Consider the following 11,217-nt stretch of genomic DNA (forward strand, 5'->3'; position numbering starts at 1 on the left):
CTTCCTGTTTCAAAATTCCCGGTGGTTTTTACCCACTAATTCTGCTGAAGAGCCACAAATCTATTGTTTGCCGCCACCATCTATTAAAACCCCGCACGACACGGAATTGATTTTCCGTAGCCCGTTCTTTCCCGATGTCCCACCATGCGCTTTATGCACAACACGGGGAAGACATCGATGCGAATTGCCCATGTCCTGATAGCAGGACTTCTCAGCACTGCCTTACCAACTCAGTTCGCCGTCGCTGATACCGATGGTGAACGTGCGGCGCTCGCGAGAATTGCTCATGAGCTTGAGGCGCTCGAACCCTTGATCCGTGAAGCCGAGTCACAAGCCAACCCGGATGCCCGTATCCGGCTCCGCTACGACTGGCTGCGTCAAGACCTGTTAAGAGTACAGCAGGGCATCCAGGAGCACATCGACGTACCTCGGGCCGAGCCAAGAACCTTTCCGCCATTGCGCGGTGACTACCGTCGATGATGGATGACCATGACACCCGCGCAGAACACGGCATTTCAGGCAGGTTCCGGAGTTATTCCGTCGACACTGCTGATCGGCATCGCGTCCGTAGTGCTTGTACTCGCGTTTATCTGGGTGATCTGGGTGACGTTGGGCACCTTTCGGGCCTGGCAGAACGGTCAAGTGGTCTTGTTCGATGTGATCTGGAGTGCACTGCGCGCGAGCATCGTGCTCATGGTGTTGGGATTTTATCTGCGGTGAGGCATTAGCCATCACTGCGTCAATAATTCGGGGAGTGGCCCCGTTACCTCGGAGGAAAAGTAATCATGATGAAAACATTTAAAAAAGGTGCAGCCGCAATTGGGCTGCTGGCGATGTCTGCGTATCAATCGGTGTGGGCTGCCTTGCCGACGCCGGTGGCACCCAGTACCGCGCCGGCGGCGGGTGACTGGATCTCGTTGATCAAGGGCTATATCAAAGACGGTGGGCTCGTGCTCGGGCTCGCTATCGCGGTGCTCGGGTTTCTGTGGATCGCCTATCTCGGATTTTCCAAGTTCAATGAGGCACGACAAGGCAAGGCCGAGTGGGCTGAGGTCGGTGTGCTGGGCATCGTCGGTGCGATCGTGCTGATCTTCGCCAGCTACCTGCTGACGGAAGCCGCGGGCGTCATCTAAAAGGATGGCACATCGAGGTGACATTCTGGCTGACCGGCTCAATGTTGAGCCAGCGATCTTCAAAGGTTGTTCGTCGTCCGAACTGGGCGTCATTGTTGGTGTGGCCGCGCTCATCTGGTTGCCTGTCAGTCTCCTCCTGGCATGGTTGATGGGCGTGGTCACCATGGGTTTTGGGATCGCCGGGGTGGGTGTGGTCGCCACGGTCATCGTGATGGCCAGTCTGTTTCAACGTCTCAAGCGAGGCCGGCCGGACGGCTATTACCAGCAACAGATCATGATCTGGCTGGATGACCACGGCTTGCGTCGTTCGGCATTCGTTCGGCGCTCTGGCGCCTGGGATATCGGGAGGACCTGGGATGCGACGATACCGGTACGAGATCGATAACGTCCGTGCTCATCTGCGCTCGCTGTGGATCATTATCGGTGTGCAGGTTGTGATTATCCTGGCGCTGTGGTTTGGCTGGAGTCAGTCACCCAAGCATCTCACCGTCCACGTCCCACCGGATCTGCGTTCCGGTGCAACACAGGCCGTCGACCAAGTGCCGCCAGCCAACGTCTACGCCTTCGCCTTCTATATCTTCCAGCAACTCAATCACTGGTCGGAAGACGGTGCGCGGGATTATGGCAAAGCGATCTTTCGTGTTTCGCCGTATGTCACGCCGCGCTATCGGGCCGATCTCATCGCCGATATGGAGCTGAAAGGCAAACAGGGTGAGTTGGCCTACCGTGTACGTGGCGTGCAAGAGGTGCCCGGTCATGGTTATGAGGAACGTCGGGTGGATGTGCTTGCACCGGGTGTCTGGGTAGTGTGGCTGGATATTGACCTTTTCGAGTCGGTGAAAGGGATGACGGTGAAGAAGACGACCATCCGTTATCCGCTTCGCGTTGTGCGTCTTTCCGTCGATCCGGAATCGAATCCGTGGGGACTGGCGCTGGATGGTTTTGGTGCGACCGGGCCCCGGCGGCTGAGTGAAGCCGAACTTGCTGACGAGTCGGCGCAAGGCAAGTGACGAAACAGGGATCAACGTATGCGTACATCAAACAATCTAAAACGTAGTGTCATTTTCTGGTTTGGACTCGGGTTGCTGTTGATGCAATCTTTTGTTCATGCCGAGTCGGAATTCCCTGAGCGTATCGAGTGGAAGAAGACGCCCATCCGACTCACACTCAAGGTCGGCCACGAACGGTTGGTACACTTTCCGGCATCGGTCAAGGTGGGCGTACCCGCATCCTTGCAAGCACAGCTGCGTACCCAGAGTGTCAATGGCACGGTGTACTTCCTCGCCAGTGCCCCCTTTGATGCCACGCGCGTCATGGTGCGCACGATCGACGGTGGACAGATCTATCTCTTCGATCTGTCGGCATCAAAAGAGGGTGGCCAGACGAATCCCGTGCAGGTGTTTGTGAAGAAGACCGGTGAGCGTGAATCCGGCCAGACGACTGCGTCTGTCAACAGTAACGATGCAGCCGCACAATACAGCTATGTAACCCTGACCCGTTTCGCAGCCCAACAGCTTTATGCACCCGCACGGCTCGTGCAAGACAGACCGGGCATTATGCGGATTCCAGTAGCGCGTGACTCCGTTGCCCTGTTGCGTGGTGATGCGGTCGACGCCACGCCACTGGTGGCCTGGCGGGCAGATGGTCTGTATGTCACGGCCGTCAAACTTTCCAACCGAAGCGATCGGCCGCAGATCCTCGATCCCCGTAATCTGCGTGGTGCTTGGCTGGCCGCGGCCTTCCAGCACAATCGCCTGTTGGCCGCCGGCAGTGAGGCGGACACCACGGCCGTGTACCTGATCTCGGCTCGGCCGTTCGAATCCTCGCAATAGGTAAGCCCATGGCCATAGCAACCAGTAATCGATTGTTACCCCTTCTCGCCGGTGTCGTGGTGCTCATGCTGGCGTTTGTCACCCTCAAGTCATGCTCGAATGAGCCAAATGACCAGGTCGTGATGGAGGCCGTGCCGCAGGCACCGGTACCGGACGCGGATACGCCGGCCGACACCATCAAGACGCTGACGGCAAATGTCGCGGCCATGACCGCCGAGGTCGAAGCCTTGCGGAAGGACAATGGAACGCTGCGCAATGAGAACCGGCAGCTGCTGAACAATCGCGCCCAGATCGAGGAGAACGTAACGACACGCGTCAAACGTGAACTGTTGTCGCGCGAGCACGATCAGGAGGCGCGCGGGCGGATGGATTCGAGCGTGCTGTCTTCACTGATGGCACGGGTGGATGCCTTGTCGCAGTCGCTTTCACATGGGAAACCAACCCAGGCCGGCGGTGATATCCCGGTTGGGCTGGGATTCGATGGTGGTGGCGCGGGTGTAGCGCCGGTCGCGGGATTGGTCTGGATCAATCCACTGGATGCCATTGATGATGATGCGGGTGCGGCGAACGGGAACGGTCTGTTGCATCAGGTCCGTCAGTCTACCGGTGGAGCGCTGAGTAGCGCCCGTGAACAGACCGGCAACATCGCTCGGGAGTTGGACACGCTGCAACCCGTCTACACCGTCCCGCGCAATGCCACGCTCATCGGTTCGACGGCCATGACCGCCCTGGTCGGTCGGGTGCCGGTGCAGGGTCAGGTGCGTGACCCCATGCCATTCAAGGTAATCACCGGTGCGGATAACCTGGCCGCCAACGGTCTCACCGTGCCCGGCGTGCAGGGGATGGTGTGGAGCGGCACGGCAATCGGCGATTGGACATTGTCCTGCGTCACCGGCCGACTCGATTCGGTTACCTTCGTTTTCGACGACGGTACCATCCGCACGATTTCCGGTGATGACCGCGGTGGCCAGACGGGTAGTAGTAGTAACCGTCCCTTGGGCTGGATCTCGGACCAACAGGGTATCCCGTGCATCAGTGGTGATCGCAAGACCAACGCGCCGGCATTTCTCACCCAGCGCATTGGTGTGATGGCGGTGCAGGCGGCGGCAGACGCGGCGGCTGCGGCCGAGACCACCTCAGTCGTCAGTGATACTGGAGCGGCGACCAATAATGTTACCGGCGATGTCGGCACCTACGTGCTCGGCAAGACCATCTCCGGCGGCAGTGACGAGGTCGCCAAGTGGTTGCTGGAACGCCAGTCCCAGAGCTTCGACGCGGTGTTTGTGCCGGCCGGTACCGGCATTGCCATTCACGTCGATCGCGAACTTCCCATTGATCTCGATCTTAAAGGCAGGAAACTCAATCATGCGAAAACCATCAACCCTTATCACCGCGCTCGGCTGGATTAGTCTCGTGCTGTCTGGCTGTGCCAGCACCAAGGACGCGGTGTTGCCTCAGGACGGCCCACCCATGAAAGCCATCTACGAGCAACACATACAACAGTTGGGTGCACGCGATCCCTTGGTAATTCGGAATGAGCTGGGAAATCGTTCCATCGTTGACGGCGACGGTTCGCTTTATGGCTACACGCGCGAGGCCCACAACGAGATTGACACCACTTTCCCCCGGCTACCGAATCCGAGTCTGGTGATGTATGTGTTTCCCCACCTGGCAGGCGGCGAGCAGGTGCCGGTGCCCGGTTATGTGACGAAGTTCCCTATGTATGAGCGGGTCGAGTACGCACTGCCGGGTGAAGTGCCGATCAAACGGCAGGGGAAATGAGCATGGCGAAGTTTCTGTCACGTGAATCATCGAAGCAGTCTCACGACCCAGCGGAAGCGCCCGTGACCACGACGGCGGCCAAGCGTTTGTATGATCGCCCGCCGTCGTTCACCGATCTCCTGCCCTGGGTGGAGTACGATCCGGACAGTCGCACCTTTCTGCTGGAAGACGGAATCAGTGTGGGGGCCTTGTTTGAGATCCTCCCCGTCGGTACCGAGGCCCGTACACCCCAGTTCATGACGCAATTGCGCGATGCTATTCAGACGGCACTGACCGATGCCATTCCCGAAGACGATGATGCCCCCTGGATTTTGCAGGTCTACGTTCAGGACGAACCGAGTCTGCAAGGGTTTCAAAAAGAACTGGCGGACTATGCACAACCGGGCGCAAAAGACACGGCATTCACCCGACACTTCCAGGATACGTTTTCGCAGCACCTGGCGCGGATCTCTCGTCCCGGCGGACTGTTCGATGACACAGCAGTAACCGGAACCCACTGGCGGGGGCAGGTGCGCCGTGTGCGCGCGACACTCTATCGTCGCTTGAAAACTAAGGGAAAGCTGCCTCCAGCTATCGAAGTCGAAGAAGCGATGAACGATGTGGCGACCAAGTGGGTCGCCTCACTGGCCTCGGCCGGCATTCGCGTGCGACGGAGTACCGGCAAGGATCTCTACGAATGGTTGCTCAAGTGGTTCAATCCAAAACCCGCGATCGCGGACGGTGATCCCGACAAGTTATTGGAAGTCGCCCCGTATCCCGGCGACGAGGACCTCCCGTTCGGCTATGACCTGGCCGAGCGGCTCACACTCACGATGCCGCGTTCGGATAACGAAACCTCGACATGGTGGTTCGATGGTCTGCCGCACACCGTGGTCACGATCCAGGGATTACGACGTGCACCGGAGGTGGGGCACATGACTGCCGAACGTCAGGCCGGTGACCACGTCTTCTCGCTTTTCGATCGCCTGCCGGAGCACACCGTGATGGTACTGACCCTGACGGTCAAACCGCAGGATTTCACCCGCAACCACATCGCCCAGGTCAAACGTGCCGCTGTGGGCGATTCCGCCGAGGCCGCACTGACACGCGAGGATGCAGAACTTGTCGAGCGGGAGATGGCGCAGGGCAACAAGCTCTATCCACTGGGCATTGCTTTCTACGTGCGCGGTGACCATCCGAAGTCGCTGCGCGCCAATGTGAATCAGCTGAATGCGTTACTGCTGCCCAATGGCCTGCAACCGATCCTGCAGGAAGCGGATCTGCTTGCACTGGACAGCTACATGCGTAACTTGCCGATGGCCTATGATGTGTCGATGGACAAGTCCAGTCGCCGCTCACGGTTGGTCTTCTCCAGTCATGCCGCCAATCTGTTACCCCTGTATGGCCGATCGAAGGGAACCGGTCATCCGGGCTTGGTCTTCTTTAACCGTGGCGCCGAACCCTTGACCTTCGATCCGTTGCATCGGGCCGACCGCAAGAAGAACGCTCATATGCTGATCCTCGGTCCCACCGGGGCGGGCAAGTCGGCACTCCTGGTTTATCTGCTGCAACAGATGGCCGCAATGTATCGCCCACGTATATTCATCATCGAGGCCGGTGGTTCATTCTCGTTACTGGGTCAGCACTTCCAGGCCCACGACATCTCCGTCAACCAGGTCACCTTGAACCCGAATGTAGATGTAAGCTTGCCACCGTTCGCGGATGCGTTGCGCGTGTTGGATAAAGAACGCCGCGTGCACCTTCCCAAGGATCCGGATGATCTGATCTATGACGACGATGAGCTCGAAAGTGAAGGTGGCGGTCGGGATATTTTAGGTGAAATGGAAATCGCCGCCCGGATCATGATCACTGGCGGTGATGAGCGTGAAGACGCGCGCATGAGCCGGGCCGATCGGCTATTGATACGGAATGCCATTTTCCTGGCTGCGAAGACGGTTAAAGAGAGTGGTAGGGATCAAGTGATCACCGAGGACGTGGTCACTGCCTTGCACACCATCGGCCGCGATCAAAACCTGCCCGAACATCGGCGCAACCGCGCAATTGAGATGGGTGACGGCATGGCGCTGTTTTGCTCCGGCCTCGCCGGCCACTTCTTCAACCGCCCCGGCACCCGTTGGCCGGAGTCCGACGTCACCATACTGGAAATGGGCATGCTGGCACGGGAAGGTTACGAGGATCAGCTCACCGTGGCCTACATCTCCATGATGAGCCACATCAACGACCTGGTGGAACGCCACCAGCACGATGCCCGGCCGACCCTGGTGGTGACCGACGAGGGTCACATCATCACGACCAATCCCTTGTTGGCTCGCTACGTGGTCAAGATCACCAAGATGTGGCGCAAGCTCGGCGCCTGGTTCTGGATCGCAACCCAGAATCTGGAAGACTTCCCCGACGCCAGCCGCAAGATGCTCAACATGATGGAGTGGTGGCTGTGTCTGGTCATGCCCAAAGAAGAAGTCGAGCAGATCGCGCGCTTCAAGGACCTGACCGACGTGCAGCGCAGCCTGCTGCTCTCGGCACGCAAGGAGCCCGGCAAATACGTCGAGGGCGTGGTGCTCTCCGACAATCTCGAAGCCCTGTTTCGTAACGTGCCGCCGCCACTGTCACTGGCTCTCGCCATGACGGAAAAGCACGAGAAGGCAGAGCGCGCCGCCATCATGCGTGAGCGAAACTGTAGCGAGCTTGAGGCGGTTTATGTCATTGCCGAGCGGATTGCCGGGCACCGGTAAGAGGGGGAAACGGTGGGCCATGAAGGGGGTACAATACGACATCAACCCCATGGAGAAGCGATCACCCATGCACTGCCCCTTGTGCGGCCACGGGCGCACGGTTTTTTATCATCAGGACGCGCGTCGGCCCTACCGTCAATGCGGCTGTTGCCAGTTGGTGTTCGTGCCGCCCGCTTATCGTCTGTCACCAGCGGCCGAGAAGGCGCACTACGACCTGCACGACAACGACCCGGGCGACCCGGGATACCGCCGGTTTCTGTCGCGGCTGTTCGAACCGGTGCGCCAGCGGGTGGACCCGCCAGCGCGGGGGCTGGATTTCGGCAGCGGGCCGGGGCCGACCCTGTCGGTGATGTTCGCCGAGGCGGGTTATGACATGGCCATCTACGATCCCTTCTACGCCCCGGATGACGGCGTTTTGCGGCGGACGTACGATTTTGTCACCGCCAGTGAAGTGGCCGAACATCTGCATGCGCCAGGCGAGGTGTTTACGCGGCTATGGAATCTGATCCCGCCCGGCGGCTGGCTGGGATTGATGACCAAGCTGGTCAGCAGTCAGAGCGCCTTCGCCAACTGGCACTACAAGAACGATCCGACCCACGTCTGTTTCTTTTCCCGCGACACCTTCACCTGGTGGGCCGGCCGTACGGGTTGCGTCGCCACGTTCGTGGGCCAGGATGTCATCCTGTTGCGCAAGCCGCCGCAGCCGACGGCAACAGCGGTGAGGGTTCACCGACACTAAAGAGTGTCAGCCGGTGCATGGCGCGGGTGCAGGCGATATATAAAAGGTTACGATCCATCTCGGTGTGATAGTTGCCCGCACCGGCATCGGCGACGATAACGCGGTCGAACTCCAGCCCCTTGGCCAGGTGCGCGGTGCAGACGATCACCCCGCTGGAAAAGCCGGTGCTGTCGGCGGCGAGCAGGCGCGTCTCGACGCCGGCGTCGGCCAGCGATTTGTGCAACCGCGCCGCCTGCTTTTGGGTCTTGGCGATGATGGCCAGGCTGTGATGTTCGGAACCACGGAACGCCTCGATCTCCTTGCCAATCCGTTCGACCATCTGTGCCGGTCGCTTGTAACTCACCACCTCTGGCGCCTCGCCGTGGCGCTTCATCGCTTCCAGTTCCGGGTTGGGTGAAATGGCCAGCGCGAACTGCATGATCTCCCAGGTGGAGCGGTAGCTCTTGGTGAGCTTGACCTGGATGGCGGACTGCAGCGAGCGCTGGATTTGCTCGGCGCTGGAACTGCTGTAGGGGTTGACCGACTGGGTTGCGTCGCCAAGCACCGTCTTGCGGCAGGAAAACAGCCGGGCCAGCACCGCGTACTGCACCGGGGTGTAATCCTGCATCTCGTCGATCAGCAAATGCTTCACCGCCGGGCGGGGGTTGCGGATACCCTCCAGGCGCATCTTGAGATAGATGAGCGGAAACACATCGCCGTATTCGAGCTTGCCGCCAGCGGGCTTGAACAGCTCCGGCTGTCCTAGCCACTCGTACAGGCGCTGGTAGGCCTGGCGCAAGGTCTTTTTGCGTACCATGCCACGGATGGCCTCGCGCAGGGATTGGCGCTCGTCGGTGCGCAGGTCGTAATTGTAGTGGATGCCGATCTGGGTTTCGGCCGCCTTCACCACGCGGGCGATACGCTCGGTGAGCGCCACGCCGCGATGTTTGCGCCAGGTCTCGGCGAAGAACCAGTCCGGTACGATCTTGCGGCCCGTGCGCCATTCGACAGCTTCAAAAGAGCGCTTTTCCAGTTCGTCGGCATAGCGATCGATCTGGCGCAGGAAATCTGGCGAGGCTTTGGCGGCGATGCGCGCCTTGAGCGCGGCATCGTTTTTTTCCAGCAGTTGTGTTGTCTGTTCGAAAAAGCTCTGAAAGCGGTACTGGTGATCCAGCAGCTCGGCGGCGAGGTCCTCCATGCCGATCTCGGCCACCTGTTCCTCGCCCAGCTCGGGCAGCACGTTGCCGATGTAGTCGGCGAACACGCGGTTGGGCGAGATGATCAGGATGTCGTCGGAACTCAAGGTGTCCTTGAAGCGGTACAGCAGGTAGGCAATGCGGTGCAGCGCGATGGAGGTCTTGCCGGAGCCCGCCACGCCCTGGATGATCAGGGTATGGGCGTCGTCGTTGCGGATGATGGCGTTCTGGTCACGCTGGATGGTGGCGACGATATTCTTCATGCCTTCGTCGCCGCTGGCGCGACTGAGTTCTTCCTGCAGCACGTCATCGACGATGTGCACACCGGATTCGATCACGAACTCCATTTGTCCGTCGCGAATACGGAACTGACGCTTGCGCGTCAACTGGCCCTCGATCTCGCCCGCCGGCGCCTGGTAGCGTGCCGGGCCGGTCTCGTAGTCGTAGAACATCGAGGCAATCGGCGCGCGCCAGTCATAGACGAGGGTCTGGTGTACGGTTTCGTCACGGAAATGGTGCACGCCGATGTAGATCGGTTCACTGCCCGCCTCGCCGCTTTTGTGGAAATCGAAGCGGCCGAAGTAGGGCGAGTGTATCAGCTTGCGCAGCTTCTGCTGCTGCGCCTGGAGCACCTCGGCGGAATCCAGGGTCTGTTCGATGGTCTGACGCACCGCAATCTTCTCGATGTGATCCATGTCGCGCCGCGCCTCCCACAGGTATTCCTTGCGGCTCTGGATCTCCTGCGCATAGTCACGCAGGCGTGTGTCGATCTGGTCAAGCGCGTTGCGGATGCTCGTCTGACATGCTCCCAGACGGGCCTTTTCTTCTACTTCAACACTACTCATACGTTGTTTGTTTTCTCCGGTGCAGGCATCAAAATTGACAATGGGTGACCACACTATGCGGGCGATCTTCCCGAATCAGTGAATAAAATCTGGTATTTTCCTCTAATTACGTCATTTCATACAAGGCGCCGGCCTGGCACGATCACTCGGAAATAGTGTTAACAGGCCCTCCTTGGCCTGTTTTTGTAGTGGCAACAGCGTTGCATCGGAGCCGTGTCGATCTAACGCACTGCGAGGGTCATCGCCATGCGGTGTGATTCCCCCGCCTTGAGGGTATAGGCGTTGTCCAGCGCATTGGCCGCCTCGACGCACACCATGTGCGCGTACTCATCGTCGGGCATGTCGGCAAAGCCTTTGGCACCTTCGGGGCCCGGGTTCCAGATGACCGTGCTGGCGCTGTTGCTCTTCTGCATCACGATCTGGCGCTGGTTGCCGCTGTCTTCGAGGATTACCTGATCGGGGTGATCGACGAACACGCACTCCATCGGCGTCGTCACCGACAGTGGGCCTGTCTGGGTGAACCGCTGGCCGTCATGCAGTTTGTCGATATACGTGGCCCCGTCCAGGCCCTCGAGCGTCAGTCCGTCGGCATTGGCGACACGGAAATAGGTGTGAAACGCCTCGGAGACCACCCAGTCGCGCTCGCTGCGATTCTCGCCAATCAGTTCCAGGGTCAGCTTCTCACCGAGTGTCACTACGAGTTTCAATACAAACGGTAACGGCCAGGCCTGACGAATCGAATCATTGGGTTCAAGCTGCAACACCACTTCGGTGGCGTCGTTATCCACGCTGCGTACCGAGGCCACTTCCCAGAACTCGTAACGGGCCACGCCATGGCCTTTTTTTGCTACATCGGTCGGGTCCTCGCCCATGCCCTGCGCATCATACGGGCCAAACCAGGGCCAGCAGATCGGCACGCCACCACGTACCGGCTTGCTGCCATCATAAACGGCCGTCTCGCTGAGCCAGATCACCTCCT

General features: G+C 59.5%; 12 protein-coding genes. 10 read left to right on the forward strand and 2 right to left on the reverse strand.

Annotation, left to right across the window (positions count from 1 at the left end):
- Positions 1-177: 177 nt before the first annotated feature.
- The 10 genes from RRB22_15230 to RRB22_15275 all read left to right on the forward strand — a co-directional run bounded on the left by RRB22_15230 (position 178) and on the right by RRB22_15275 (position 8,218).
- Positions 178-480, forward strand: coding sequence for an RAQPRD family integrative conjugative element protein (locus RRB22_15230; protein ID MDT8385756.1), 303 nt, complete (start codon positions 178-180; stop codon positions 478-480).
- Between the two features lie 3 nt (positions 481-483).
- Entirely contained in the window at positions 484-720 is a 237-nt protein-coding gene (locus tag RRB22_15235) for a TIGR03758 family integrating conjugative element protein (protein ID MDT8385757.1), read from the forward strand.
- A gap of 65 nt (positions 721-785) precedes the next feature.
- A complete protein-coding gene (locus RRB22_15240) occupies positions 786-1,133 on the forward strand; it encodes a TIGR03745 family integrating conjugative element membrane protein (GenBank protein MDT8385758.1) in 348 nt (115 codons plus the stop codon).
- A gap of 4 nt (positions 1,134-1,137) precedes the next feature.
- Positions 1,138-1,518, forward strand: coding sequence for a TIGR03750 family conjugal transfer protein (locus RRB22_15245; GenBank protein ID MDT8385759.1), 381 nt, complete (start codon positions 1,138-1,140; stop codon positions 1,516-1,518).
- Complete coding sequence (locus tag RRB22_15250; GenBank protein ID MDT8385760.1) at positions 1,490-2,143, forward strand: TIGR03746 family integrating conjugative element protein; 654 nt, start codon at positions 1,490-1,492, stop codon at positions 2,141-2,143. The genes RRB22_15245 and RRB22_15250 overlap by 29 nt, the downstream gene beginning before the upstream one ends.
- 81 nt (positions 2,144-2,224) lie before the next feature.
- The gene (locus RRB22_15255) at positions 2,225-2,965 is read left to right on the forward strand and encodes a TIGR03749 family integrating conjugative element protein (GenBank protein MDT8385761.1); all 741 of its coding nucleotides are present in this window, start codon (positions 2,225-2,227) and stop codon (positions 2,963-2,965) included.
- 8 nt (positions 2,966-2,973) lie between these two features.
- On the forward strand, positions 2,974-4,374 hold the full coding sequence (locus tag RRB22_15260) for a TIGR03752 family integrating conjugative element protein (GenBank protein ID MDT8385762.1): 1,401 nt from the start codon (positions 2,974-2,976) through the stop codon (positions 4,372-4,374).
- Positions 4,331-4,747, forward strand: coding sequence for a TIGR03751 family conjugal transfer lipoprotein (locus tag RRB22_15265; protein ID MDT8385763.1), 417 nt, complete (start codon positions 4,331-4,333; stop codon positions 4,745-4,747). Before RRB22_15260 ends, RRB22_15265 begins: the two co-directional genes overlap by 44 nt.
- 2 nt (positions 4,748-4,749) lie before the next feature.
- The gene (locus tag RRB22_15270) at positions 4,750-7,479 is read left to right on the forward strand and encodes a conjugative transfer ATPase (protein MDT8385764.1); all 2,730 of its coding nucleotides are present in this window, start codon (positions 4,750-4,752) and stop codon (positions 7,477-7,479) included.
- Between the two features lie 67 nt (positions 7,480-7,546).
- Positions 7,547-8,218 carry a class I SAM-dependent methyltransferase gene (locus RRB22_15275; GenBank protein MDT8385765.1) on the forward strand — a complete coding sequence of 224 codons (672 nt, stop codon included), beginning with the start codon at positions 7,547-7,549 and terminating at the stop codon, positions 8,216-8,218.
- Here the strand turns inward: RRB22_15275 and RRB22_15280 are convergent.
- Positions 8,157-10,238, reverse strand: coding sequence for an AAA family ATPase (locus RRB22_15280; protein MDT8385766.1), 2,082 nt, complete (start codon positions 10,236-10,238; stop codon positions 8,157-8,159). The two genes, RRB22_15275 and RRB22_15280, sit on opposite strands and share 62 nt — an antisense overlap.
- Before the next feature lie 221 nt (positions 10,239-10,459).
- Positions 10,460-11,217: D-hexose-6-phosphate mutarotase (locus RRB22_15285; protein ID MDT8385767.1), on the reverse strand; the 758-nt coding region annotated here is incomplete at its 5' end.

This window comes from Gammaproteobacteria bacterium, from assembly GCA_032250735.1.
In the GTDB taxonomy this organism is placed as follows: Bacteria; Pseudomonadota; Gammaproteobacteria; order SZUA-152; family SZUA-152; genus SZUA-152.

Excerpts from the sequence above, each read along its gene's own strand:
- RRB22_15230 (MDT8385756.1), top strand. The coding sequence starts at position 178 with ATGCGAATTGCCCATGTCCTGATAGCAGGACTTCTCAGCACTGCCTTA.
- RRB22_15235 (MDT8385757.1), top strand. The coding sequence starts at position 484 with ATGACCATGACACCCGCGCAGAACACGGCATTTCAGGCAGGTTCCGGA.
- RRB22_15240 (MDT8385758.1), top strand. The coding sequence starts at position 786 with ATGATGAAAACATTTAAAAAAGGTGCAGCCGCAATTGGGCTGCTGGCG.
- RRB22_15245 (MDT8385759.1), top strand. The coding sequence starts at position 1,138 with ATGGCACATCGAGGTGACATTCTGGCTGACCGGCTCAATGTTGAGCCA.
- RRB22_15250 (MDT8385760.1), top strand. The coding sequence starts at position 1,490 with ATGCGACGATACCGGTACGAGATCGATAACGTCCGTGCTCATCTGCGC.
- RRB22_15255 (MDT8385761.1), top strand. The coding sequence starts at position 2,225 with ATGCAATCTTTTGTTCATGCCGAGTCGGAATTCCCTGAGCGTATCGAG.
- RRB22_15260 (MDT8385762.1), top strand. The coding sequence starts at position 2,974 with ATGGCCATAGCAACCAGTAATCGATTGTTACCCCTTCTCGCCGGTGTC.
- RRB22_15265 (MDT8385763.1), top strand. The coding sequence starts at position 4,331 with ATGCGAAAACCATCAACCCTTATCACCGCGCTCGGCTGGATTAGTCTC.
- RRB22_15270 (MDT8385764.1), top strand. The coding sequence starts at position 4,750 with ATGGCGAAGTTTCTGTCACGTGAATCATCGAAGCAGTCTCACGACCCA.
- RRB22_15275 (MDT8385765.1), top strand. The coding sequence starts at position 7,547 with ATGCACTGCCCCTTGTGCGGCCACGGGCGCACGGTTTTTTATCATCAG.
- RRB22_15280 (MDT8385766.1), bottom strand. The coding sequence starts at position 10,238 with ATGAGTAGTGTTGAAGTAGAAGAAAAGGCCCGTCTGGGAGCATGTCAG.